Consider the following 24,260-nt stretch of genomic DNA (forward strand, 5'->3'; position numbering starts at 1 on the left):
AAGGCAGTATGCTGGCACCGGCCTGCTGGTACTCTTCATCGGCAAAGCCACTACCTTCGCCTGCGGTAGCCTGCACATAAACTGTGTGGCCGTTGCGTACTAACTCCGAAACACCTGCAGGAGTGGCTCCTACCCGGTTTTCGTTGTTCTTGATTTCCTTTGGAATTCCAATAACCATAATAATTCGATTGTGTAGAGTGTGTAGTTTTAGCAGCTTAATGCCGTTCTCAGATGTATGCGCAAAGATACCATTTCTTCCTAAAAAAAATAGCCAGACCATGTGGCCGGGCTGTTGCTTTTTGTAACTGTAATTGCACTGGAAATGTGGTGTATAGACCGAAACGAAACTATTAGAAATGAAAAAAGGCAGCGACAAAATCACTGCCATTAGTACAAAATAAAACTATGAAAAAAACTATCTGAAAGGTACCGGCTGTGCGCCCTCCCTTAACATATTTTTTGAAGCCAGTGTTTCTACTACTGTAGCCTTTAGCGTCAGCTTCAGGTCTGGCATTATTATATCGTTAGAAATAACTGTTACTACCTCGTTTTGCTCTCTTAACATAGCTGGAGCATAAGTTAGTTCCAAAATTCCTTGTTGTCCTGGTTTAATAGCAGCCTCCGAAACTTTAAAGCTAACACAGTTGCAGGCCGACTTAATTCCTGTTATAACAAGGTCCTCACGTCCTGTGTTTTTAACAGTAAATTTGGCTACTGCTTTTTGGCCTTTTTCAAGTTTGCCAAAGTTATAACTTGTGGTTCCAACAGCCAAACGCGGCGATGCTGCTTTTTGTTCCGGCGTATAACTGGTTTTTACATCTTTTGGCCCAACCTCGCCTTTAATGAAAATAGTTTTGGTAGGAGTGGCAGCATTAGAGGTAACTGTAATGGCTTTATGAAAAGGCCCTGGGCGGCCGGTGCTGTTATAAACAGCCTTAATTACGCCGGTTTTACCTGGCAGAATCGGGTCTTTTGTCCAGTCTGGGGTGGTGCAACCGCAAGAAGGCTGCACATTTGCAATTACTACAGGCTGATTACCTACATTTTTTACCTGAAACTCGTAAGAGGCTTGTACACCTTCAGCAACTCTGCCAAAGTCGTGCGTCTCTTTTTCGAATTGAAGTTCACCTTGTGCGCTGGCATTAAAGCCTGCCATAACAAGGCAAAGTGCCATCAGGAAGTATAGCTTTTTTGTCATGCCCGTGAGAAATTTATTGTTGCAATGAAAGTACGATTTTCCCTAAATAATCAAACAAAGATATGAAAACTTTTTCAAAAAAATAGTGTCCAATACTATGCCAATTTTGTTTCGGAAGAAACCCTTCATTTGAATTTAGAGGAAATCTTCCTTACTTTTGATTTAAAACATACTTACAGTTATTAGTGAGAAAACATGCAGACTGCTGAAGCATCTATTACTCAAAAACTCAGTACCCAGGAAATTTTGAATGACTACCGTATTGGTTGGGAGAGCCGACAGGCCAGCCTGACGGGTAGAAAGGAGGTTTTTATGGGTAAGGCAAAATTCGGGATTTTCGGTGACGGAAAGGAGGTGCCGCAATTGGCGATGGCCAAATTCTTTCAGAATGGCGATTTCCGGTCGGGCTATTACCGCGACCAGACCTTTATGTTTGCCATTGGTGAGCTAACGCTGCAGCAGTATTTTGCACAGTTATATGCTCATACCAACCTCGAGGCAGATCCCTCAACAGCGGGCCGCTCTATGAACGGCCACTTCGGAACCCGCCTGCTCGATGACGAAGGTAAGTGGAAAAACCAGATGGAGATGAAGAACTCCAGTGCTGATATATCGCCTACAGCTGCTCAAATGCCACGCTTGCTAGGGCTTGCGTATGCCTCTAAACTGTATCGGCAGAACCCGGAGCTGCAGTACCTGAGCGAGTTCTCTAACAGTGGTAACGAGGTAGCCTTTGGCACCATTGGCAATGCCTCTACCTCAGAAGGTGTGTTTTTTGAAGCCATTAACGCAGCCGGTGTGCTGCAGGTGCCCATGCTCGTATCTGTCTGGGATGATGGCTATGGCATATCTGTACCATCGGAGTACCAAACCACCAAAGGCAGTATATCGGAGGTGCTGTCCGGGTTTCAGCGATATAGCAAAGACGAGCAGGGCTACGAGATTTTCAGAGTCAAAGGCTGGGATTATACTGCCCTCTGCGAAACCTACGAAGCCGCTGTGCGTGTTTGCCGCGAAGAACATGTGCCCGTGCTGGTGCACGTAGAGGAGGTAACACAGCCGCAGGGGCATTCTACATCTGGCTCGCATGAGCGGTACAAGCCACAGGAGCGCCTCGATTGGGAAGCAGAATATGACTGCCTGAAAAAGATGCGCGAATGGATTCTGGAAAGCGGCATTGCCACCGAAGAGCACCTCGACCGCATTGAGGCTGAAGCGAAAGACAATGTGCGCGCTGCCCGCAGTGCCGCCTGGAACGCCTTCGCGGAAGACATAAAAGTAGATCACGACGAGGCCATCCGATTGCTCGAAGAACTGGCTGCAGCTTCTGAACATGCTGCTGAAATAACCAAAATAAAGGAAGACCTCCGAAAAACCATAAATCCTATTCGCACCGATGCCATGAAAGCGGTTCGGAAAGCCTTGCGTTATGTGCGGCACGAGCGCAGTGCAGCCAAGCGCGAACTAGCAGGCTGGCTGGAGCAGGTAATGGGCGAGAACACCGAACGCTATAATTCTTATTTATACAGCCAGTCTGATGAGGCGGCTTTGCAGATAGAGGAAGTAAAAGCTGAATTCGACGAAAACGCGCCGCTCGTAGATGCCCGCGAAGTGCTCAGAGCCTGCTTTGATGCCATGCTGGCCCGTGACCCTCGTGTGTTTGCGATTGGGGAAGATGTAGGCCGTATAGGCGATGTTAACCAGGCCTTTGTAGGGCTGCAGGAAAAGTATGGCGAGCACCGGGTAACTGATACCGGCATTCGCGAGTGCACCATAGTAGGGCAGGGCATAGGCGCGGCTCTCAGGGGGTTACGGCCTATTTCAGAGATTCAGTACCTCGACTACCTGCTATATGCCATCCAGATTTTATCAGATGATTTGGCGTGTTTGCAGTACCGCACCAAAGGCGGCCAGAAAGCGCCTCTCATTGTTCGTACACGCGGTCATCGGCTCGAAGGTATCTGGCATTCCGGTTCGCCAATAGGCATGGTGCTGCATAGCATCAGGGGTATGCACCTGCTGGTGCCGCGCAATATGACCCAAGCTGCAGGTTTTTACAACACCTTGCTGCTGGCAGATGAGCCTGCCCTGGTAATTGAATGTCTGAACGGTTACCGCCTGAAGGAGCGCATTCCAAGCAATATCGGAGAATTTACGGTACCGCTTGGCCAACCTGAAATACTGCGCCAGGGAACAGATGTAACGGTAGTTACTTATGGCTCTATGTGCCGCATTGTGCTGGAGGCAGCCACTCAACTGGAAGAACATGGTATTTCCTGCGAGGTAATAGATGTACAGACGCTGTTACCGTTCGATATAGATCACGTAATCACCGACTCCATCCGGAAAACAAACCGGGTTCTTTTCGCTGATGAAGATGTGCCAGGTGGAGCAACTGCCTACATGATGCAGCAGGTTATAGATGAGCAGGATGCCTGGCGCTACCTAGACACTAAACCAAAATGCCTGTCAGCACACGCGCACCGGCCACCTTACGCTTCTGATGGCGACTATTTCTCAAAGCCAAATACCGAAGATGTTTTCGAAGCGGTATACAGCCTGATGCACGATTCAGACCCGGAAAATTTCCCGGTTATGTATTAATATAGATTTTAAAGTTTAGCATAAAAAGAGAAGTCCCTGCTGTTTCCGTACAGCAGGGACTTCTCTTTTTATAGAGAGACGTTTGAATTAGTTGAGTATCACTGCCGCGAGCTTTCAACTTCTGGTTTTTTATTCTGGCAAATTTCAGCTTGCGGAAACAGACCTGAAGGCGATACTAGTGGTCCACGCAAGTTGAAAACTCGCTCCATTTAAAACCACCAGCTGGAAGCTAGTGGCAGCTATGGCAGTATATTATAGTTTGCCTTTATATAAACCCATTAAACAATTTAGTCTTTCAGCAATCTAATTATTCAAATAAAACAGCCCTCCAAAAGCTTAAACAGCAATTATTGGTCAAGGGTGGACTTATTGGAAAAGGGTGATTTCGCTGGTGGTTACAATATTGCTCCTGTTCGGAACAGGCAACGTGCGGTCGTAAATAAACACATCTAATTTAATTACATCGCCAATCCGGAACAGATCCGACGTAATATCAAAGGAGTATTTTATGTCGCCTTCCAGCGGTTCTGTTCTGTCGTCGGAGGAGAGTCTCGGAAAACGGCCGCTAAAGTCGAACCCTTGCACCGGGAAAATATATTCTTCAAATCTGGACTCACCGTTTTGCTGCAATCTTTTAATGTACAGTTTAGTAATGAAGTTGTTGTAGTACGGAGATCCGAAGTTAAAAGGACGGCGCAGGTCTGCATGTGTTGTGTCAGAGGTGCGCGTCAGTCCCAGGTTTCCGTCTCCATCCTGAAAGCCAACTACAATACTTATTCTATCCCGCTTCAATCCAAATTCATCGAACGTAGATTTTTCAACACGCTTAAACTCAATGTTCGGAACCACGTCGTAAACAGGTTCTTTGCGGCAGGAGCTAAACAGCACAAGCAGCAACACGAGCGTGGCACTATACTTAAACAGGTATTTCATGCGGATGTCAGAAAATGAAGCTAAATTTACTAATTCAAACGATTAGATACCGCATTTGTTATATATTTTTGGATGGATTTTAAAGCCCAACACATCCTGCAACTCCAACAGTCCCAAAGTTTTAATTTTGAGGAAGTGGCGCTTGCTTTGTTCCGTTATCAGGCACAGCACAACCAGGTGTACCGGGAGTATCTGCAGTACTTGCGTACTGAGCCAGAGCAGGTTAAGCGATTAGAGGAAATTCCTTATCTGCCGATCGAGTTCTTTAAAACGCACCGGGTCGTTACCGGTAGTTTCGAGCCTGAAGCGGTTTTTTATAGCAGCGGCACCACCCAGAGTACCCAAAGCCAGCATGAGGTAGCAAACCTGGTCTGGTATGAGCAAATTTCAAAGCAGATTTTCGAGACTTTTTATGGCGCTTTGCAAGATTTTGTGGTGCTGGCGCTGCTGCCATCTTACCTGGAGCAGGGCGGCTCCTCGCTGGTAGCCATGGTCGATTATTTTATAAAACAGACGGGCCAAAACGAAGCAGGTTTTTACCTGCACAACCACGACCAGCTGTTGCAAGCCATCAAACTGGCAAAGCAACAGCAAAAAAAAGTGCTCCTGATCGGGGTGTCGTACGCTCTGCTCGACCTGGCCGATAAGCTAAAAGGCAGAACAAACTTGTCTGGCGTAGTGGTTATGGAAACGGGCGGCATGAAAGGCCGTCGCAAAGAAATGATTCGGGAGGAGCTGCACGCGCAACTGCAGCAAGACTTGGGCGTACCAGAAATTCATTCAGAATATGGCATGACAGAACTCCTGTCGCAGGGCTACTCTAAGGGGCAGGGGCTCTTCTGGTCGGGCTATACCATGCGCATCCTGCTCCGCGACCTGAATGATCCTTTCCACATCAGCACCAGCCACCGCTCCGGCGGCATAAACGTTATCGATTTGGCAAACGTAGATTCCTGTGCCTTTATTGAGACAAAGGATATTGGCAGGCTTCATCCTGATGGCTCTTTTGAGGTATTAGGCCGCTTCGATAACTCCGACATAAGAGGGTGCAACTTGCTTGTGAGTTAGTGCTGTTTCTGTAAATTAGAAATGTTTATAAATATTATTTATTTGCCTTTCCAAATTCAATCCTGCCAGTTTTTCGGTGATTGCTCCCAACAATCAACAATTTAACCATTAAAACATTTAGCAAGTCAAAAATTAGCAACCAACAATCTGTCTGCGTAACATCAGTTTTCAATTTACCACAGCTCAAACATCTTTCCTGCTGATTGTCCGTTAAAGGTGCCCATGGGTTACATCGTTTTCTTTCTTTTTACAGTAGGGCTTTGCCTGCTGCTTTACAGGTTTGCCACACGCAAGAGCAGGCACCGTAAAAAAGTGCTGGCTACCGAGTTTCCGGTGGAGTGGCGAAAAATTCTGCAGGACAGAGTTGGCTTCTACCACACCCTGACGGAGGAGAACAAGCCTCGTTTCGAGAAGATGGTGCAGCTTTTTCTGTCGGAGAAACGCATTACTGGCATTCAAACCGATATAGATGAGACAACACGCGTTCTGGTGGCCTCTAGTGCTATTATCCCAATTTTTGGTTTCCGGGATTGGGAGTATCAGAATCTGGGAGAGGTTATTGTATTCCCGGGGAGTATTCATCGGTTCAAAGACGAAAAAAGTGAAGCGGTCTCAGAGGTGCTGGGCCGTGTCAATCCATTCCAGAACGACCACTACGTAACACTGTCTAAACCAGCGCTGGAGCAGGGCTTTAACGATATGGCAGATCGTAAAAACGTAGGCATACACGAGTTTGCACACATGCTCGACCAGGCAGATGGCGAAATAGATGGCGTACCAAAAGCTTATATGCCCGAGGAGTTGCTGAAGCCCTGGGAGGAGCTGATGTACCGCAAAATCAAAAGTATTAAAGCCGGCGAATCAGACATTAATCCCTATGGTGCCACTAGCGAAGCAGAATTTTTTGCAGTAGTAACAGAATATTTTTTCGAGAAGCCCGATCAGCTGGCTGAGAAGCACCCGAAGCTTTACGAAATCCTAACAAAGGTTTTTCATCAGAACCCAAAGCGCCGGTTCCGGATTAATTTCAGAGAGTTGCTGAACCCTTATGGCAAACGACTTGGTCGCAACGAGTTGTGCCCTTGTGGCAGCGGAGAAAAGTACAAGAACTGCTGTTTAAGTAAAAAGGCTGCGGCGTAATTATTCTAATGAAAACAGTCTTCCAAAGGATTTTTAATGATTTTGATTCAAGGGTAACCAGGTTCAAAAACCAAAAAAAACGGCTGCTCCAGTTTTGGGGCAGCCGTTTTAAATTTGAAAGTCAATTTACGACACTATAGGTCGTGCATAAGCTTTGGCATCTTCAGCGGTAATTTCGGGGCCGCTCATAATAATTAGCCGCTCTACCACATTGCGGAGCTCCCGCACGTTACCGCGCCAGTCGAGTTGCTGCAGATACTCCAGCGCATCGGGGCTTATGGTTTTAGGTTTGGTACCGTAATCATTGGCAATATCGTTCAGGAACTTCTGCACCAGATCCGGAATATCGCCCCGCCGTTCGTTCAGTGGCGGCACATGTATCAGAATTACGCCTAAACGATGGTACAAGTCCTCCCTGAAATTACGGGCCTCAATTTCCTCTAGCAGGTTTTTGTTCGTGGCCGCCAATACCCGCACATCTACCTGAATGTCTTTATCGCCGCCAACGCGGGTAATGCGGTGCTCCTGCAGGGCGCGCAGCACTTTGGCCTGCGCCGAAAGGCTCATGTCACCAACTTCATCCAGGAACAATGTGCCACCGTTCGCCTGCTCAAATTTACCGATACGCTGCTTCACGGCCGATGTAAAAGAGCCTTTCTCGTGTCCGAATAATTCACTTTCTATCAGTTCGCTTGGTATGGCGGCACAGTTCACCTCAATAAGCGGGCCACCAGAGCGGTTGCTTTGCTCATGTATGGCACGTGCCACCAGCTCCTTACCAGAGCCATTGGGGCCGGTAATCAGTACGCGGGCATCGGTTGGCGCTACCTTTTCTATGGCCTGCTTTACACGGTCGAGGGCAGGAGAACTGCCAACCATTTCGTAAGCCTTCGAGATTTTCTTTTTCAGCACCTTCGTCTCCGTTACCAGGCTGGCCTTGTCGAGGGCGTTGCGTACGGTAATGAGCAGGCGGTTCAGGTCGGGTGGCTTCTGCAGAAAATCATAGGCTCCTTTTTTAGTCGCATCTACGGCCGTGTCTATGGTGCCATGTGCCGATATCATAATAAAAGGAGTGTCGGGCGATAATTCCATGGCTTTTTCCAGCACCTCAATGCCATCCATGCCGGGCATTTTAATGTCGCAAAGCACCACATCGTATTTTGTTTTATTGATGAACTGCAGGCCCTTCTGTCCGTCTTCTGCTTCGTCTACCGTGTAGTTTTCGAATTCCAGAATTTCTTTCAGTGTACTGCGGATGGCCCGTTCATCATCTATAATCAGAATTTTGGGCATAGGTACGTTTTATTTTGGGATAAGTATAAACAATTAGCAGCCACAAATCAAGGTGGCTGCTATACTTGTAGGTTTAAATATGTTGGGAAACAGCTTATCTGTTAAATGAGATTACGCTGTAAAGCTCAGGCTCCAGAAACGGTCCGCCAGGGTAGTGGGCCGTGTAATCGAAGTTAATCCAGAGGTCGCCATTGGTTTCGTGAAAATGAATTTTGCCGCCATTTACCTCGTCCGGAAACAAAGTCCGCACCACATACCCGATATTATCCAGGTCCTCAACCTTGCCTACTTTTACCTCGGTGTACATGTGGCTGCTGCTGATAACTACTCTGGCTTCGCCACCTATGGCCATAATCGAAGAAGCCATTAAAATAGCGTAATCGTCGCAGTCGCCGGCCAGCAGGCTAATGCTTTCGGTGGGCGGTGAGTAATAGTCTAATCCAACCGGATCGTTCACATATTTCCAATTCAGGCGGATGTGCTTAAACAAAGAGAAATAGCGTACGAGCTTGCCATGCTTGCGGTAATATTCGTCGTGGAAGTAACGGGTAGAGTTTTCTACAGCGAAATTGCGCACCACCGGGTGTGTAGGCTGCATGGCACTTTTTACCCGGCGCTCCTGAAAATAAGTGCCTCGTATAGGTTTAAAATAAGAGACTTTGTTTGTGCTGCTGGTCATGTTCACCAGCATCGCGTTATAATCAGAATAAAGATTATCAACGGAGTAGCTGGTAAACGTGCTGCTGAAAAAGATAAAGCCCACCATGCCAAAAAACATAACCACGATCAGTTTACGGCTAAGTGCCGTAATGCCAACAGACAGGATAGCCGCAATTACTACGCATAGCAAAAAGTTCATCTCATAATCGATGAAACTGACAGGCGGAATGTAAAAGCTGATCAGGACTGCCATCGGGAACACGACGATAATCTGAATAAATCGCACTAAAAATCGAGCGAGATTCTGCGGCTTTAGCTTTGACATCATGGGGCAAAAAGTTAAAGGGTACTACGGGCGCACTGGGCCTTTTTTAAAAAATAAACTATAACAGTGTCCTGCTTTTAAATGGTAACGCAAATTCCGAGCCTTTCTACTCATTTTGGCTTTAAAATTTTTAATGTTTTTTCCAGTGCCCTGGCTTCCTGTAAGTTCGCGAATTATATTTACTTCCTAAAATACCTTTGCTAACTACCAGCCGTTATTTTGATGGTTTTTTCCCAGTTTAAGAATAATATCTGCTTCATCTGCCTGGGCAAATATTACCTGCAAAAAATGGTTACCCTTGAGGCCGATAGAGGTGTTTTACCTTCTGAAGGCCCTTTTTGTTAGAATAATTTCCTTTTACCAGCCATAACTGCGCCGGTACCTGTTGCTTGTGTTCCCATAGTTTTTCCAAAACTCCAACTAACAAAATTAGCGAAACCTCTGCCATAGTACTGTTGTTGCTCTGGGGTAGCACCCTGTCCTGCTGCCTTGCTCAAAGCCTGGTCGCCTGTCTGAAAACGTGTGATGTAGTTCTATAGGCGGTTATACCCAAGTTTCCCCTATCAAAGAATTAAGACTTCAAATTGCGAGGCTAGCTACATCGCCATTGAGTCATTCAACACCAAACAACTAAAAATCTATAATCAGATTCTTCTAATAAAAAAGGCCTTCCGAAGCTAAATAGGCCTGTTAGGTGCCAAGGGTTGTAGCTGCTGCTACTGGTACTGAATGTAGAGTGGTGTAGGCTCCAGGGCCAGAATTTCGGCTGGTGTCATGAGGCGTGAACCGTTGCGGAGGTCGTTTTTATAAAAGATCTTAAAACCGCTAAACTGCACCGGCTCCTTCTGAACATACCGCCTGAAGGTATCTTTTTTTAGCGCAGGAGGTCCCCAGCCGTCCATGTGCATCACGATCTGTACCTGCTCCTTTAGCGAAATGTTCTGGTAGTTTTTGATCATGCCTTGTGTAAAGCGGTGCACGATGAGCAGTTTAGGAGGTAGCTGGTGCTCCTTTACCAGGTCTGCCAGAAACCCGCTGGCGTAGTTTATGTCTGCTGCATCGTAGCTGCCAATGCGCCTGCCAGGTACGCCGCCTTCTGGCATGGCAAACTCAGCATCGATGCCCAGGTGCACATGGGGCAAACGCAGGAACTGAGCCAGCCGCGGCAACTCCTCCTGTAAAGAGCTTCGGCCTATCTGCACATCCAGAAACACCAGCGCATCGCGTAGTTTAGCCATTTCGAGCACATCTTCAATAAGTTTATCAGTCATGCGGAGGCGGTATTTACTGCCACGGCCCGGTTGCCCCTGGGCGGTAACTACAATAAGGTGCAGGGCTGGTTTAACAGGTGTCAGGGAGTCGGCTTTTTGCCAGTTGGCAACTTCCTGGTCTAGCTGCGCCAGCATCTGCTCTGGCGGCAGCTCCCCTAAAATACCCATCCGTTTAGAGAGCGGGTTGCCATAAAACGCCACAATACGTTGTGCCGGCAAAATAGCACCCGGCAAAGGTTTAGGGCCAGGGTAGTGGTACAGGGTATCTGGTGTGGGAGCAGGCGCTTCGGCGGGCGGAGCAACAGCTGCCGCATTTGTATCGGGAGCAGTGGCTTCTGTGGGAGAGGTCTCTTCTGCTTGTTCCGGTGTTGAGTCGGTGCTGCAGGCGCTTAGCAAGGTAGTTACAAGCAGCCATACGGGCAATTGCCATGGCCACAGTATCTTTTGTGCCTGATCTTTTAAAGTGGTAGTAATATAAGGCAAGTAGGGTGGTCGCTTTTTCATGAAATACAATTAGCTGTTGTGGCAGCATCAGGTAAATAGTAACGGTAGTACCAACTGGTAAAAACCTGGTCTTCTGGTAAAACGAAGCAAACTGCTACGGCCTTACCCGCTACTACATTAATAAATTAAAATTAGAAATAAAAAATGATCATGGCGAGCTTAACTTCGCTCTTACAAGCCATTTCACGACCTCCCGCTGTTTAAAACTTTATTTGCGGAAGATACTCCATTTCAGAAAGTAGCTTGAAAAAGAGGTAACTGGTTCGCTAGATAGTAGCTGCTACATCTGCTACCCGGGTTCGCTGTCGCTGTTCAGGTATTTGTGGGTATAATGCCGTTTCAGCCACTCGCTAAGTCCTGAAAGCCCCGGCATCAGCACTCTTTCTGTTATGTTGGCCTGGTCTAGTTTATCCCTGATTTCCCATTTCAGCCTGGCCGGAATTATAACCTTGAAGTAAAGTTCCTGGTGCTGGTGCAGCCAATTACTCATAGCGGCCGTAACCTCCGACATAAGCGAGAAAAGGGCGTATTGGTGCACAATGCGTGCATCCAGCGATGGTGGCTCCAGGAACAACACAAACTCATCGGCCTGAAAATTTGCCAGTTCGCGGAGTGTTGGGCACACCGGCTGCAGCACCTCAGGCGTAAACACATTAGATCCTTCACCATCGAGTGCTTTTTTAAGGGGCATCGGCAGGTAATCTCTCGATTTTACATAGTTCACGCACCATACCACACCGTCTTCGTGGTACTTCGAGAGGTCTTGAGTCACAAAATGCAGTGCCACCAGCGGAGAGTAGGTCCAATCGAGGAGGCGGGTGGGTAAGCCGTGGTGCTGGGCCACTGCCAGCCAGTTCCAGATCGAGTCGCCGGGTGCGGCGTTGCTGTGGGCATATTTTCTGAAATTCCGCAGAATGTGCGGCTCCAGTTCGGCATACTGATCGCCAAGGCGGGTAATGCTGGTCGATAGCTGATGATTTTTGCTCCAGGAGCCCCTGTAAACGTAGTTAGAGCGGAACCGGTTAATCTTATCGTTCCAACTATGGTCAAATAAAGCAGCCTGTACCTCAGCCCAATTATTCACCACAATATCTATTCCTTCTTCCATTCTTGCGCATTGTTTTATGTGCCGGCTTTTACCTCAAGCAGCCAATGCAATCTACTCTATTTTATCGGTGATGTTTCAGAAAACAATGGCATATTCCAGCTTCAATAAAAAAGATAACTCAGACTACTCAACAGGCTGCATCCCGAATAAATTATTCTAATGGTTTTGCCCTTCAAAAGGCTTTTTAAGCAGCTAGGTGCCAAGGGTTGATTGGTAGTATGGCGTGTTTGTGTTCTTGTAAGTAAATTTAATACAGTTAAAAATCAGTATTTTACGAGAGTTTTGAATAAATACGTAATAGGATAAAATAAATACAGAATTAGCTTATTATAAAACTGTGTGCTGCTGCTGCCGTACAAATATGCATGTTTAACCAAACAAAATAAGCTATGTTTTACCATGATAAAAAGTTGCAGTACCGTGTGCGGGTCGATAAGCCAAACCCCATGTTTGCCAGAATGCTTCAGCAGGCTATAGGCGGAATAGAAGGTGAGATACGGGTATGTTTGCAATATCTGTTTCAGGCCTGGGGCAGCAGAGGTCCGGTTAAGTACCGCGATATGTTGCTCGATACTGGCACCGAGGAAATTGCGCACATCGAGATGTTGGCAACAGCCGTTGCCCTGAACTTGGAGGGAGCACCGGCTTCATTGAAAGATGAAATGGCAAAAGATAAGATGATTGGAGCTGTTATGGGTGGTATGGACCCCCGGCACATCCTCTCCTCTGGTATGGCCGCCATGGCTGTAGACAGTAACGGAGTTCCCTTTAATGGCTCCTGGGTTGTAGGTAGCGGAAATATAGCAGCCGATATGTATGCAAACGTGATGGCCGAGTCTACGGGCCGTGTACTTGCCACCCGCCTCTGGGAAGCCACCGACGATCCGGGCATGAAAGATATGCTGTCGTTCCTGATAGCCCGCGACACGATGCACCAGAACCAGTGGCTGGCGGTAATAGAAGAACTTGGAGGCCTTAAAAATGTGCACCCAATCCCAAACAGTTTCCCGCAGGACATGGAGAACCAGGAATTTAACTATAAGTTCTTCTCTACCAACATCGAAGCCGATGCCGATGTGCAGGGTCGTTTTACTTCCGGTCCATCTATGGACGGTAAAGGCGAATTTTCGGCAGTACGCATTACACCACAAGGCCAGGAGCCACAACTAGGGCCTCCGGACCCACGCGGCCATGCCCAAAAAGAGCAGATCGAATTTTATGGCGGCGACTCATTAATCGATAAGGTAAAAGGAGCACTGTAGAGAGCAACGGAACTGAAAGTATCATTTTTAATAAAGCAGCTGGTTCTTGTTTCAGGAATTACAGCTTAAGTTAATTAGCTACAACGCTGCCTTCTGAAAAAACGGATGCTCCTGATGTTCTTTCAATTTAAAGCTAAAAACAAATTTATACAGTTTCAAAAGCTGGAGCAGGCGAAATTCTGCTCCAGCTTTTTTTCGTTCTTGTAGGATGTTTGGCAATATATAATTTTATTTAAAGCTAATTCATCTGCTGCTTCAATCGAAATCAGTCTTAAGTACATCTGCAAATTCTAACTGCAGCATTTAAAAAAGGTCTAACTGCTTGCCTGCTTTTTTGCAGAAGTGGCTGTAGTTAAAGGGTTTCATGGAGCGGCCTGCCATGTACTTCTGGCGGCTCAGGCGGAACAGCCGGGCAATGGCTTCTGCAAACTTGCCCTCGCCGCTCATGCGCACGCCAAAGCGGCTGTCGTTTAATTTGCCGCCATGGCAGTCTGCTATCTGGCTCAACACTTTATCGGCTCTGTCAGGAAAAGCCTGCCTGATCCAATCTTCGAATATTGGTCCGATGCTGCCGTTGAGCCGCACCATAGTATAGGCGGCATGGCTGGCTCCGGCTGCTGCCGATCGCTCAATAATGGCCGGAATCTCATGGTCGTTCAGCCCGGGTATAACGGGCGCAACCATAACATTAACAGGTATCCCCGCCTCCGCAAGCTTTTTCACGACCAGCAGGCGCTTGGCACCTGCTGCAGTTCTAGGCTCCAGTTTCTGGCGCATCTTCTCATCGAGGGTCGTAATGCTGATGTTCACGTGGAGCAGGTCGAGCTTATTGAGTTACTGCAGGAGGTCGAGGTCGCGCAGAATAAGCCCGTTTTTGGTGATGATGCTAACCGGGTGCCTGTACTGCAGCAGCACTTCCAGTATGCGCCGCGTCAGCAGCTTTTTCGCTTCAATGGGTTGGTAACAGTCGGTGTTGCCGGCGAGCATGAGTGGCATAACCTGGTAGTTGGGGCTCTCCAGTTGCGCCGCCAGTACCTCGGGTGCGTTTTCTTTTACGATAATTTTCCTCTCAAAATCGAGGCCCGCGCCGTAGCCCCAGTATTGGTGCGTGTTGCGGGCATAGCAGTAAATGCAGCCATGCTCACAACCCTGGTAAGGGTTAAGCGAGTAAGATAAACCTATATCAGGGCTTTCGACCTTATTGATGATCTTTTTAGGATGATCCACCAGGTACTCGGTTTTGGTATTAAAGAGCATGGGTTCATCCAGGCCCTCCACATGTTCCGCTACATACTCCTGCCGCAGGTATGGGTTTGCCGGATTGTATTGTGCTCCACGCCCTTTCAGAAATTCCTCTGCCTTTATCATACCTTAAAATTAAAAAGAAAGCAGCGCAAAATCAATTAAAATACTAATTAATATAGCATTATAGCCTAAAATTACTAATAAATTTAGTTTTTTATAGGTAAAAAGTAGTGAGGCAGCCCCAGCAAATCGTCTAGCGAGAAGAGGTACTGCAGGATGCGGTGCTTGTCGTGTACCGGTAGCTTGTTTATTTCTTCGCGGCTCAAAAACGTTACTTCCTGTATCAGCTGCTGGTCTATGGCCGACTCCGGGTCTGTACCTTTCGTGAGCTGCCCGCCCACCATCTCTACCTCAAAAAAGAGCTCCAGCGCGTGCAGTGGTTCCTGTAGAAACTCGTTCACAAACAGGAAACGCTTTACCACTACCTGCAGTCCGGTTTCTTCCTCGAACTCACGAACCAGGCATTGCTCCACGGTTTCGGCGTAGGAGAGGCCGCCACCCGGTGGAGCCCAAAAGGCTTTGTTGGCAACAGTAGACTGGTGCCGTACCAGCAGCAACTTGTTTTCGTGAATACAGATGCCACAAACCCGCACACGGAGTTTATCGGCATAAATTGATAGGTTGGGGTTATTTGTTTCCATAGAGGGGTGTATGGTTAAAGTACTAATATTACCGTATTCTGTTGGTTGTACCATACAATACGCCGGAATTGTGTTCCTTAGCTGGCAAACAAGTTAATTTTATGCCTGCTATCACAATACTTAGTAGCTTTGCACATGATTAAAACCTTGAACCCTGACTTTAAAACCTCCATACAGGAAAAACTGAAGCAGCAGGAATTTATGCGTTACCTGGGTTTTGAGGTAACAACAATAGAAGAAGGCAGGCTGGAAGGTGAGCTGGTGCTGGGCCAGGAGCACCGGCAGCACATGGGCTTCGCGCATGGCGGCGTAATTGCCACGCTGGCCGATATTGTTGCCGGCCTCTCAGCAGTAACGCTGGTGCCGAAAAACCACCACGTAGTGACCGTGGAGCTGAAAGTATCGTATCTGAACCCGGGGGTGGGAGAGAAGCTGCTGGCTAAAGGCTGGGTGCTGAAACAAGGCAGCAGACTTAATTTTTGTGAGGCCGAAGTGTATGTAACTAAAGGAACTAACGAACCCTTGCTTATTGCCAAAGCCAGTGCCACCATGGCCACTATTGCCCCTGAAGCCATAAGAAGAGAAGATTAGATGAGACCCGTAGAAGCATTAAGAACCAGTTTCCCGTTTGAGCCAACCGATGACCAGGCCAGGCTGTTTGCCAAGCTAGATGCCTTTATACTGCAGAAGGAGGAAGACCGCCCAGTTTTTCTGCTCAAAGGATATGCCGGAACTGGTAAAACCACTGTGGTTACCTCTCTTGTGAAAATCCTGAATAAGTTCGGTTACAAATATGTGTTGCTGGCACCAACCGGCAGGGCGGCAAAGGTAATGTCGTCGTACAGCAGCAAACCAGCCTTTACTATCCACAAAAAAATATACCGGCAAACAGCTAACCCCTATTCAGAAGGCCTGTCGTTTTCGCGGCAGCCGAACAAGGCTGAAAATACTTTTTATATTGTAGATGAGGCTTCCATGATCTCGGATGACAGCGGCTTTGGCGAAAACGGGTTGCTGCAGGACCTGCTGGGCTATGCCTTCGAGAAAAATAACAACAAACTCCTGCTTATTGGGGACACGGCACAGCTGCCACCGGTCAACCAGGCCATTAGCCCCTCGTTAGATGCCGATTACCTGAAAAACAAGTTCAGGTGCCACGTGCAGGAAATGGAGCTGAAGCAGGTGATGCGGCAGGCTGAGGAGTCTGGTATTCTGATGAACGCCACCAACCTGCGCAACCAACTAGGCAAAGAGAAGCTGGAGATACAGCTCAGCACCAAAGGCTGGCGCGACATGTACCGTATGACCGGCGAAAAGCTCGAAGATGGCCTGCGTTACGCCTACGATAAATTTGGCGTGGAAAGCACCATCGTCATCTGCCGCTCCAACAAAATGGCGAACCTGTACAACCAGCACATCCGGCGCCAGATTTTCTCTTCAGAAGATGAAATAGGTGTAGGCGATTACCTGATGATTGTGCGCAACAACTACTTCTGGCTACCCAAAGACTCCGATATCGGGTTTATGGCCAACGGCGATTTTGTGGAAATTACCAAGATCATCAACTTCGAAGACATGTACGGCTTCCGGTTTGCCGACATCCGCCTGCGTTTTGTAGACTACCCCGATGCCGAGGAACTGGAGGTGAAAATTATGCTCGACACACTGCACACCGATGCACCAGCCCTACCTGCCGACCAAAATAAAAAGCTGTACGAGGAGGTGCTGAAAGACTATGCCGACATAACCAACAAGCGCGAACGAAGCAAAGAGCTAAAGAAGAACCCGTACCTGAATGCCTTGCAAGTGAAGTTTGCCTACGCCCTTACCTGCCACAAAGCGCAAGGTGGCCAGTGGAACGCGGTGTTCGTAGACCAGGGTTACCTGAAAGACGACATGATAAACGAAGAGTTTGCCCGCTGGCTCTACACTGCCCTTACCCGCTCATCGGCAGAACTGTTTCTGCTGAACTTTAACCCTCAACTATTGGTTAACTGAATTATACGAAAAGAAGATAAGGCATCGTTTTTGCTTAAAATTAGTATATTAGCACAAGCAAGTTTACCCAAAACTCAAACTCTCTTTTTCATGAAAAAATTATTTTTATCATTAGCATTGGCTGCTCTTACTGCTGGTGGTGTAATGGCTCAGCAAGCTCCTAAAGCACAAACTGCGACTCAAAAAGCACCAGTTACCGATGGCCTTGCGCTCACTTTTGAAGAAGCAGAATTTAATTTCGGCGATATTACGCAAGGTGATGTAGTAGAGCACGTGTTTAAATTCACGAACACAGGTACGCAGCCACTGGTTATTGAGCGCGTGGATGTGACCTGCGGCTGTACCACCCCATCGTGGACGAAAGAGCCTGTAATGCCTGGCAAAACTGGTTTTGTGACAGCTAAATTTAACAGTGCCGGTAAAATGGGCCAGCAGAAAAAAGCGATAACCGTACACTCTAACAATACCGATGGAGCTAAATATGTGTACATCGTGACCAATATCAAAGCAAAATCTACGGCTAGCGCCAACTAATAATACAGATAAACTGCTTTTGCAGTGCCTCCTAAAACAGAGAAGCCACCCGCATGCGGGTGGCTTCTCTGTTTCAAAGTAATTTATAATGTTGAGTTTATAGCGCTTTGGCAAGAGCGTAAAAGAGTGCTCCCCAACCTACAATCAGCAAGGTGCCGCCAATGGGTGTAATAGCGCCCAGCCAGGTAATGCCGGTAATGCAAAGGGTGTACAAGGAGCCGGAGAAAACCAGTATGCCCAGCACAAAGCACCAGGCTGCGACCTGCAAAGCCGGAGACTCAACCCTGAAAAGAAGTAAACCAACCGCCAGCAGTGCAAACGTGTGGTACATCTGGTATTTAACAGCTGTCTCGAAGGTATCGGTGCGGCCGCTTGCCTGTAGCATTGGGGCAAGTGCATGTGCTCCAAAAGCACCGATCATAACAGTTAAGGCGCCAAGGGCACTGGCAATAAGTAAAATAATTTTCTGCGTCATGGGTAATCGTAAAGTCAGGTTACTTCAAAACAAAGGCTCCGTAAGAGGCCATGCAAAAGTAAGCACTTAATTTTCTTTGGAAGGCCAATTTCATTAGAATAATTTACTTGTAGGTGGCTGGTTGTTGATTGTTAAATTGTTAGTGGAAAGTAGGGTATGGAAGACAAGGCAGTGTGAGCAGCTCCTGCGAGTGTCTGAGCTACGCAGGAGGGAGGTTTAGGAGAGGTGTCTGTTAATAACGATTTACAACTTCTGGAACAGGTTCGGGTAATCTGTTATCAAACCGTCTACGCCTAATTGTTGCAGCTGCTGCATGTCGGAGAGTTCGTTTACGGTCCAGGGAACTACTTTCATGCCTTTGGCGTGGCTATCCTGCACCAGTTTTGGGCTTACCAGTTTGTAGTAGGGGCTGTAGATGGTGGGGGTAAAGCCAAGTTGCTCTAAATTCCATTCCAGCGACCGCAGGTTCTCAACAAGTAAGGCGGTTTTAACTTCGGGGTACTGTTGCTGGAGCACCTGAAGCGTGCGTACATCAAACGATTGTATAATAACCCAGGGCGCAATGCCTTTCTCTTCCACAACCTGCATCAGTAATTTAACAAATTCCGCTGGCTCAGGGTGGTACAGGCCATCGGTAGCAGGTTTCGATTTAGTTTCGATGTTATAGAAGGGCTGTGGCAGTTGGTCCTGCTGCACACGTGCCTGCACGGCATCTATCAGATCGGTTAGAAGCGGTTTATATGTTTTTAGCGGCTGCTGCTCCGGAAATTTCGGGTTTCTTTTGGAGCCGGCATCAAACTCCCTGATCTGGTTGTAGTCGAGCTGGTAAAGTATATGCTTTTTCGCATCTGCTGCCGGAATCTCTTCTCCGTTGGGTTGCAGCACGTAGTCCCGGTTCATATACGGGTCGTGCGAGAGCACCACCTGTTTGTCTTTTGTAATGTGCACGTCCATCTCCAGCGTGGTTACCTGTAGTTCCAGGGCTTTCAGCATAGCCGGTATGGTGTTTTCGGGCAGCAGACCTCTGGCTCCACGATGACCTTCTTTGTCGAAGGCGGGTAAGGCAGCAGGTGCGGTGGCTGGTAAATTGTTCATAGACCGGGTACAGCTCAAAAGCGTTAGCAGCGAGAATAACAGAGAAAGATACTTATGGTTCATAATTAACAGTAAGGTAACGAACCACAAAGGTGCATGCTTCGGAGTTGCTACAAAATATCTGCTCCTATTCTTCATGAAAAGGTAACATAAGGCTCCGGCAGATTTAAGGCTGTTGCTTTTTTTACGATAACTAAAACAAAGTTCCGCAAAAAAGGCAACAGCAAAAAGCACCAGCAGTTACTACAAAGGCCACTGCAACTCAAGAGTAGCAGTGGCCTTTCTGTTATACAGATTTACAGCAACTTACATAAGTTTTAAGTACAGTTGCTTCTGTTTTAAATAATTAGTCTTCTTCGCCTTCCAGGGCTTCGATGAGCTGCTTCTCAAATTCTTCCTGGTTGTCGTATTGGGTAAACTCGAGAGTCTCGCCTTTTTCTTTCAGTAAGTTTACAATGTCGAGGGCTACAATTAACGGGTCCACTTCTTTGCCAGATAAGTCCTGAGTCCAGTTGGTTCCCATAATCAGTTCGTCGCCGTACATGCCTACACACCAGTTCTCCAGAAAATCTATGAGCGTTACCGACTCGGTCTGGTAAGTGGCCCAATCGTCTTCGGCACATGCTTTTGCACTGTCTTCATCAGACCAGAACAAGATCACATCTTCGTCTTCGTAGTCAGCTGAGGAAGATGTCGCCCACGCTTCATCTTTCGATAACCCCCATACGGTGCCAGTGGCCACAACCTCTTCTACAAATTGGTTGTACCTGGTTTCATTACTTGCTGCATCTTTTGTCATAGTGCTCTGGTGTTATGCTAATTTAAATTAAGTATTTAGTTGCTTGTTGTGTGCTAGGTTTACTTGTTATAGTGGCGGGCTCCGAAAATGCCGCTTCCTACCCGAATCATGGTGCTGCCTTCCTGCAGTGCCAGTTCCCAGTCGGAGGTCATTCCCATCGATATTTCTGTGAAATCCTGGTTGGCATGAAAAAACGTTTCTTTCAGGTTCAGGAAGCACTGGCGCAGGTACCGGAACTCCTGGCGCAGTTTATCCTGGTTGTCGGTGTTGGTGGCGATGCCCATTACACCTGTTATCCGGATGTATTTCATGGCATGGTACTCTTCTGATTGCAGCAGGGCCACCGCCTCTTCGTAGTCCATGCCGAACTTGGTGGTTTCGTCTGCGATAGAAAGCTGGAGCAGGCAGTTAATAGGTGTGGTGCGGTTCCAGGCTTCGGCACGGCGGTTAATCTCGAGCAGCAGCTTCAGGCTGTCAACCGATTGAATGGTGTTGATAAAGCTGGCGATCTGCTTCACCTTATTTGTCTGGAGGTGCCCGATCAGGTGCCACTCAATGTCGTGGGGTAGCTGCTCGTGTTTCTCTACCAACTCTTGTACCTTGTTTTCTCCGAATAACCGGTGCCCGGCATTGTAAGCTTCCTCGATGGCGGCCACTGGGTGCGTTTTAGAAACGGCTACCAGGCGGCAGGGCGTAAGTCGTAGTTTCTCGTCGAAAAACAGGATATTATCAGCGATTGTAGGCATGGTGGTGTCCGTTGTTTGATAATATGGAATAAGTATAAGTTATTTTTAAGAATTAGCCAATTTAAGCAGCTGCTTTTTTACTTCAGCCGGCTGCTTTGCCTGGTAGTTTTCCCCTGCTAAACGAATTTTAAGTGTTTTGGATAGCAACAGGTTACATTATTCAAATGAAATCGCCCTTCCAAAGCTTTTCTGCAGATTTTAATCCAAGGTTATTTGTTGCCAGATTTTTCTTCTGTAGCTGGTTCTCAAGCTTTGATCTGTTTTGCTCAGACGCTCGCAGGAGCTGCGCACGCTGCGAGGATTTCCGATCAACCATTTAACAAGTTCGCCATTTAACCACCTAACCATGTAACTATCAACCACCAGCAACCAACAATTATTCTAATGAAAATGGCCTTCCAAAGGTAAAACCAGCTTAGGGCAGTCAAGGGTACCAGGAGCTCAATCTTCCAGCACATTGGTGATAAAGGTGTTTTTCAGCAACATCCAGAACAGGAGGGTAATCAGCGCCCACTTCAGGTACACCTGGTAATAGTCTTGCGTGTCGCGGAAACGCTTTTCTGTTACTTCTGTTTTTTCATACCGGTCTATATTGGCGAAAATGGCCTGCAGAGCATCTTTGGTGTCGGCCCTGAAAAACTGGCCTTCGCCGATGCGGGCAATTTCACGCAGGCTGGTTTCGTCGAGCACGGTTTCTACATATACCATGTTTCCGTCGTCTCCTAAATCGTAAGGTACCTGACCATCTTTCCCGATACCGATGGTGTAAAGTTTTATGTGGTGCGCGTAAGCCAGCTGGGCCGCCATAATGGGGTCAAGGCTGCCGGCGGTGTTTTCGCCATCGCTTATTAGAATAGCCACTTTGCTTTTGGCATCCGACTCCCGCATGCGGTTAATGGCAATAGCCAGGGCACTCCCTATAGCGGTGCCATCGTTCGGGATCATTTTAAAGCCGATGGATTTGATGCTCTCGCGCAGGAGCTGGTAATCGGTGGTGAGGGGGGCAAGCGAGTAGGCATCGCCGGCAAATATCACCAGCCCGATGCGGTCCTGCACACGGCCGTTTATAAAATCGAGAGCTACTTCTTTGGCTGCTTCGAGGCGGTTAGGAGCAATATCAGCCAACTCCATCGAGCCCGAAACATCAAGTAAAAGCACTATATCTATGCCTTCTGCGGTTTGCTCTATCTGCTCGTTTACTTGCTGTGGCCGGGCCAGTGCCACCAGCACCAGCGCCATAAACACCATAAAAACCAGTTCGGGCAGAAACCGGAGCAGGCTGGTCCAATGCCATTTCACATCGCCCTCAAACATGGCCATATCGAGCTTATTGCGCGAACCGGCACGCAGCAGGTTCTTGAGCAAAAATATAAACGGAATGGCCAGCAGCGCATACAGCACAATCGGGTACACCCAGTCGAAGGAGTGCAGGGTGCCGTAGCTAAACCACTCCGGGCTCAGCCAATCCCAGAAATTATCGCTTAGTTTTAGCATTTCGGGTTAGTTCGCGTTGGTGTTTGTAGCGCGTTTTGGCAAAGCGGCGCAGCATGTGCAGGGCCTTGCCTGTCTCAGGGTCGGCTTCGGCCATGTTGCCATAAATGGCGCGGTCGCAGAGGCGGAGGGCGGTGTTCACTTCTTCATCATCGTTGTAGAACATCACAATTTCTTTGGTGGTGAAGGAGTTGATGGCACTGCGCTCGAGCTTGGTCAGGTAGTTCTTCCAAAGCGACACGGCTTTCTCCAGGCTCTGCCCGTAACCCGATTTTACAAAGCGGTCTACGTGCGAGTTGTAGCGTGAGGCAAAATAAATATGGTCTTTGCGTAGGCGGTAGAGTTTGTATTTCGTCAGGATGGCCTGGCCAAAAATAAACCAGATCAGGCTCAGGAAAACAACTCCGGCCACGATCCAGAGCAGCAGGTTTGGCCAGTTAAAGCGCTCTTCTACAAACAACAGCTCCGTTTCAGATTTAAACGTGAGCGGCTCCTGAACCTGTGCAACGAGCTGCTGCAGTGTTACCCTGGCAGGCTTTGCCAGCACCTGCAGCGTATCTTCGCCATCGAGTACATACACGGGCAGCGCCAGTTGCTGCAGACTGTCCGTCTCGAAGGTGCGGAGAGTGTATATGGCGCTGTCGATGCTGATGCCGGAGCGGGTATACGTCGGGAAATAATTCTTCTGAACCAGCTCAAAGGGGCTGAAATTATAGCTGGAGTCGGGCAGAATGACCTCGCGCGACGACTCGTGCCGATGCACCAGCGTGTACTGCACTAACTCCCCGATTTTAACAGTCTGGCGGTTGAAGCTGCCAATTGGCGCTGCCACCTGCTGCCCAAGCACCGGCAACAGCTGCACCAGGAACAGCAAAAACAAGAGGATATACTTACGCACTCTTTTTAGATGATTTATTTCGGAGCCGGAACAGGTTAACCAGCTGTGGCACGTAGTCTTCGTTTGTCTGAATGGCCAGGTAGTTGGCCTGGTACTTCTGGCAGATGCGCGACACTTTTTTCTGGTTCTCGGCATACTGCGTAAAATACCGTTTTTTAAATTCTTCGCCAGCGGTATTGAGCCAGATCGTGCGGCCTGTCTCCTTGTCGAGCACCGGCACAATGCCCAGGTTAGGCAGCTTCTGCTCCCGCACATCGAGCAACTGAATCACGATCAGGTCGTGGCGTTTGGCTAGCATGGCCAGTTCCTTTTCGTACTCCACATCTATAAAATCAGAAATCAGCAGAATAATGCTGCGACGCTTTATAATGTCGAGCGTGAGTTTAATGCCTGACGAGAGGCTTGTTCTGGTAGAGACGGGTTGTAGCTCGTGCAGCGCCTTTACAATGGTGTAGGCCTGCTCAATGCCTTTGGCTGGTTTTATGTACTTCTCTTTTTTATCGCTGATGCAGATAATGCCGATCTGGCTCTGCTGCCTGGCCGCCGACAGGGCCAGCACGCCACAAATTTCTTTCCCCACGTCTATTTTCTGCTGCGCGCCGGTGCCAATGGTTTGCGAAGCGCTTACATCGAGCATCAGAAACACCGATTGCTCTTTTTCTTCGCGGTATGTCTTTACAAATGTACCATGGCCCTTTGCCGATACGTTCCAGTCAATAGAACGCACATCGTCGCCGTATTGGTATGCCCTTACGTCGTCGAACTCGAGGCCGGTACCTTTAAAAACCGAATGGAAATCGCCCTGCATCTGCGTGGTGATCGCCTTGCGAATGCGGATTTCATATTTTCTCAGCTTTTGTATCAGCTCTTTCATAGCTTTACAGCATGGCGTCAGATTTTAAAATTATGACT

General features: G+C 47.9%; 21 protein-coding genes and 2 pseudogenes. 7 read left to right on the forward strand and 16 right to left on the reverse strand.

The genetic code is table 11. From position 1 onward, the window contains the following. Both FVR03_RS12610 and FVR03_RS12615 read right to left on the reverse strand, forming a co-directional pair. A pseudogene (locus tag FVR03_RS12610) lies at positions 1-178 on the reverse strand (alanine dehydrogenase); the annotation flags it as partial. A 237-nt stretch (positions 179-415) separates the two neighbouring features. Then, entirely contained in the window at positions 416-1,198 is a 783-nt protein-coding gene (locus FVR03_RS12615) for a DUF1573 domain-containing protein (protein WP_147922114.1), read from the reverse strand. 195 nt (positions 1,199-1,393) lie between these two features. On the opposite strand from FVR03_RS12615, the gene FVR03_RS12620 reads away from it, so the two are divergent. Continuing rightward, positions 1,394-3,802 (forward strand): alpha-ketoacid dehydrogenase subunit alpha/beta, encoded by a 2,409-nt coding sequence (locus FVR03_RS12620; protein WP_147922115.1) that lies wholly within the window; start codon positions 1,394-1,396, stop codon positions 3,800-3,802. Positions 3,803-4,168: 366 nt separating this feature from the next. Here FVR03_RS12620 and FVR03_RS12625 read toward each other — a convergent pair whose 3' ends face one another. Continuing rightward, positions 4,169-4,735, reverse strand: a complete 567-nt coding sequence (locus FVR03_RS12625) for a hypothetical protein (RefSeq protein ID WP_147922116.1) — start codon at positions 4,733-4,735, stop codon at positions 4,169-4,171. 72 nt (positions 4,736-4,807) lie between these two features. Between FVR03_RS12625 and FVR03_RS12630 the strand changes: the two genes are divergently transcribed. Both FVR03_RS12630 and FVR03_RS12635 read left to right on the forward strand, forming a co-directional pair. Next, entirely contained in the window at positions 4,808-5,803 is a 996-nt protein-coding gene (locus FVR03_RS12630; protein WP_147922117.1) for a LuxE/PaaK family acyltransferase, read from the forward strand. A 222-nt stretch (positions 5,804-6,025) separates the two neighbouring features. After that, complete coding sequence (locus tag FVR03_RS12635) at positions 6,026-6,943, forward strand: zinc-dependent peptidase (protein ID WP_147922118.1); 918 nt, start codon at positions 6,026-6,028, stop codon at positions 6,941-6,943. Between the two features lie 126 nt (positions 6,944-7,069). On the opposite strand, the gene FVR03_RS12640 is transcribed toward FVR03_RS12635, so the two are convergent. The 4 genes from FVR03_RS12640 to FVR03_RS12655 form a co-directional block, all read right to left on the reverse strand. Beyond that, complete coding sequence (locus FVR03_RS12640) at positions 7,070-8,236, reverse strand: sigma-54-dependent transcriptional regulator (protein ID WP_147922119.1); 1,167 nt, start codon at positions 8,234-8,236, stop codon at positions 7,070-7,072. Between the two features lie 94 nt (positions 8,237-8,330). Then, positions 8,331-9,224: a transglutaminase-like domain-containing protein gene (locus FVR03_RS12645; RefSeq protein ID WP_147922120.1), complete on the reverse strand. Its 894-nt coding sequence runs from the start codon at positions 9,222-9,224 to the stop codon at positions 8,331-8,333. Between the two features lie 713 nt (positions 9,225-9,937). Next, the gene (locus FVR03_RS12650; protein ID WP_255474202.1) at positions 9,938-10,996 is read right to left on the reverse strand and encodes a hypothetical protein; all 1,059 of its coding nucleotides are present in this window, start codon (positions 10,994-10,996) and stop codon (positions 9,938-9,940) included. A gap of 289 nt (positions 10,997-11,285) precedes the next feature. Beyond that, complete coding sequence (locus FVR03_RS12655; protein WP_147922121.1) at positions 11,286-12,104, reverse strand: FRG domain-containing protein; 819 nt, start codon at positions 12,102-12,104, stop codon at positions 11,286-11,288. A gap of 389 nt (positions 12,105-12,493) precedes the next feature. Between FVR03_RS12655 and FVR03_RS12660 the strand changes: the two genes are divergently transcribed. Then, positions 12,494-13,366 carry a manganese catalase gene (locus FVR03_RS12660; protein WP_147922122.1) on the forward strand — a complete coding sequence of 291 codons (873 nt, stop codon included), beginning with the start codon at positions 12,494-12,496 and terminating at the stop codon, positions 13,364-13,366. 303 nt (positions 13,367-13,669) lie between these two features. On the opposite strand, the pseudogene FVR03_RS12665 reads toward FVR03_RS12660, so the two are convergent. Further along, a pseudogene (locus FVR03_RS12665) lies at positions 13,670-14,734 on the reverse strand (PA0069 family radical SAM protein). 83 nt (positions 14,735-14,817) lie between these two features. Beyond that, complete coding sequence (locus FVR03_RS12670; protein WP_147922123.1) at positions 14,818-15,312, reverse strand: NUDIX domain-containing protein; 495 nt, start codon at positions 15,310-15,312, stop codon at positions 14,818-14,820. Positions 15,313-15,447: 135 nt separating this feature from the next. Between FVR03_RS12670 and FVR03_RS12675 the strand changes: the two genes are divergently transcribed. The 3 genes from FVR03_RS12675 (at position 15,448) to FVR03_RS12685 (ending at position 17,844) form a co-directional block, all read left to right on the forward strand. Beyond that, complete coding sequence (locus FVR03_RS12675) at positions 15,448-15,903, forward strand: PaaI family thioesterase (protein ID WP_147922124.1); 456 nt, start codon at positions 15,448-15,450, stop codon at positions 15,901-15,903. Next, positions 15,904-17,310 (forward strand): ATP-dependent DNA helicase, encoded by a 1,407-nt coding sequence (locus tag FVR03_RS12680; RefSeq protein WP_147922125.1) that lies wholly within the window; start codon positions 15,904-15,906, stop codon positions 17,308-17,310. 90 nt (positions 17,311-17,400) lie between these two features. Beyond that, the gene (locus FVR03_RS12685; protein WP_147922126.1) at positions 17,401-17,844 is read left to right on the forward strand and encodes a DUF1573 domain-containing protein; all 444 of its coding nucleotides are present in this window, start codon (positions 17,401-17,403) and stop codon (positions 17,842-17,844) included. Positions 17,845-17,941: 97 nt separating this feature from the next. Here FVR03_RS12685 and FVR03_RS12690 read toward each other — a convergent pair whose 3' ends face one another. From FVR03_RS12690 to FVR03_RS12720, 7 genes are all read right to left on the reverse strand, one after another. After that, positions 17,942-18,319, reverse strand: coding sequence for a DUF423 domain-containing protein (locus FVR03_RS12690; RefSeq protein WP_255474203.1), 378 nt, complete (start codon positions 18,317-18,319; stop codon positions 17,942-17,944). A 243-nt stretch (positions 18,320-18,562) separates the two neighbouring features. After that, a complete protein-coding gene (locus FVR03_RS12695) occupies positions 18,563-19,414 on the reverse strand; it encodes a glycerophosphodiester phosphodiesterase family protein (protein WP_222707229.1) in 852 nt (283 codons plus the stop codon). A 346-nt stretch (positions 19,415-19,760) separates the two neighbouring features. Continuing rightward, positions 19,761-20,213 (reverse strand): DUF2750 domain-containing protein, encoded by a 453-nt coding sequence (locus FVR03_RS12700; protein ID WP_147922128.1) that lies wholly within the window; start codon positions 20,211-20,213, stop codon positions 19,761-19,763. Between the two features lie 59 nt (positions 20,214-20,272). Beyond that, a complete protein-coding gene (locus FVR03_RS12705; RefSeq protein WP_147922129.1) occupies positions 20,273-20,959 on the reverse strand; it encodes a YggS family pyridoxal phosphate-dependent enzyme in 687 nt (228 codons plus the stop codon). A gap of 441 nt (positions 20,960-21,400) precedes the next feature. After that, positions 21,401-22,453, reverse strand: a complete 1,053-nt coding sequence (locus FVR03_RS12710; RefSeq protein WP_147922130.1) for a VWA domain-containing protein — start codon at positions 22,451-22,453, stop codon at positions 21,401-21,403. Continuing rightward, the gene (locus FVR03_RS12715; RefSeq protein ID WP_147922131.1) at positions 22,434-23,348 is read right to left on the reverse strand and encodes a hypothetical protein; all 915 of its coding nucleotides are present in this window, start codon (positions 23,346-23,348) and stop codon (positions 22,434-22,436) included. The genes FVR03_RS12710 and FVR03_RS12715 overlap by 20 nt, the downstream gene beginning before the upstream one ends. Next, complete coding sequence (locus FVR03_RS12720) at positions 23,341-24,222, reverse strand: DUF58 domain-containing protein (protein ID WP_147922132.1); 882 nt, start codon at positions 24,220-24,222, stop codon at positions 23,341-23,343. The genes FVR03_RS12715 and FVR03_RS12720 overlap by 8 nt, the downstream gene beginning before the upstream one ends. Positions 24,223-24,260: the final 38 nt, after the last annotated feature.

It is taken from the genome of Pontibacter qinzhouensis (assembly GCF_008017455.1).
Lineage (GTDB): Bacteria > Bacteroidota > Bacteroidia > Cytophagales > Hymenobacteraceae > Pontibacter > Pontibacter qinzhouensis.

What these genes read in the sequence shown, in the direction of transcription:
- FVR03_RS12615 (WP_147922114.1), bottom strand. Translation starts at nt 1,198, where the DNA reads ATGACAAAAAAGCTATACTTCCTGATGGCACTTTGCCTTGTTATGGCA.
- FVR03_RS12620 (WP_147922115.1), top strand. Translation starts at nt 1,394, where the DNA reads ATGCAGACTGCTGAAGCATCTATTACTCAAAAACTCAGTACCCAGGAA.
- FVR03_RS12625 (WP_147922116.1), bottom strand. Translation starts at nt 4,735, where the DNA reads ATGAAATACCTGTTTAAGTATAGTGCCACGCTCGTGTTGCTGCTTGTG.
- FVR03_RS12630 (WP_147922117.1), top strand. Translation starts at nt 4,808, where the DNA reads ATGGATTTTAAAGCCCAACACATCCTGCAACTCCAACAGTCCCAAAGT.
- FVR03_RS12635 (WP_147922118.1), top strand. Translation starts at nt 6,026, where the DNA reads ATGGGTTACATCGTTTTCTTTCTTTTTACAGTAGGGCTTTGCCTGCTG.
- FVR03_RS12640 (WP_147922119.1), bottom strand. Translation starts at nt 8,236, where the DNA reads ATGCCCAAAATTCTGATTATAGATGATGAACGGGCCATCCGCAGTACA.
- FVR03_RS12645 (WP_147922120.1), bottom strand. Translation starts at nt 9,224, where the DNA reads ATGATGTCAAAGCTAAAGCCGCAGAATCTCGCTCGATTTTTAGTGCGA.
- FVR03_RS12650 (WP_255474202.1), bottom strand. Translation starts at nt 10,996, where the DNA reads ATGAAAAAGCGACCACCCTACTTGCCTTATATTACTACCACTTTAAAA.
- FVR03_RS12655 (WP_147922121.1), bottom strand. Translation starts at nt 12,104, where the DNA reads ATGGAAGAAGGAATAGATATTGTGGTGAATAATTGGGCTGAGGTACAG.
- FVR03_RS12660 (WP_147922122.1), top strand. Translation starts at nt 12,494, where the DNA reads ATGTTTTACCATGATAAAAAGTTGCAGTACCGTGTGCGGGTCGATAAG.
- FVR03_RS12670 (WP_147922123.1), bottom strand. Translation starts at nt 15,312, where the DNA reads ATGGAAACAAATAACCCCAACCTATCAATTTATGCCGATAAACTCCGT.
- FVR03_RS12675 (WP_147922124.1), top strand. Translation starts at nt 15,448, where the DNA reads ATGATTAAAACCTTGAACCCTGACTTTAAAACCTCCATACAGGAAAAA.
- FVR03_RS12680 (WP_147922125.1), top strand. Translation starts at nt 15,904, where the DNA reads ATGAGACCCGTAGAAGCATTAAGAACCAGTTTCCCGTTTGAGCCAACC.
- FVR03_RS12685 (WP_147922126.1), top strand. Translation starts at nt 17,401, where the DNA reads ATGAAAAAATTATTTTTATCATTAGCATTGGCTGCTCTTACTGCTGGT.
- FVR03_RS12690 (WP_255474203.1), bottom strand. Translation starts at nt 18,319, where the DNA reads ATGACGCAGAAAATTATTTTACTTATTGCCAGTGCCCTTGGCGCCTTA.
- FVR03_RS12695 (WP_222707229.1), bottom strand. Translation starts at nt 19,414, where the DNA reads ATGAACAATTTACCAGCCACCGCACCTGCTGCCTTACCCGCCTTCGAC.
- FVR03_RS12700 (WP_147922128.1), bottom strand. Translation starts at nt 20,213, where the DNA reads ATGACAAAAGATGCAGCAAGTAATGAAACCAGGTACAACCAATTTGTA.
- FVR03_RS12705 (WP_147922129.1), bottom strand. Translation starts at nt 20,959, where the DNA reads ATGCCTACAATCGCTGATAATATCCTGTTTTTCGACGAGAAACTACGA.
- FVR03_RS12710 (WP_147922130.1), bottom strand. Translation starts at nt 22,453, where the DNA reads ATGCTAAAACTAAGCGATAATTTCTGGGATTGGCTGAGCCCGGAGTGG.
- FVR03_RS12720 (WP_147922132.1), bottom strand. Translation starts at nt 24,222, where the DNA reads ATGAAAGAGCTGATACAAAAGCTGAGAAAATATGAAATCCGCATTCGC.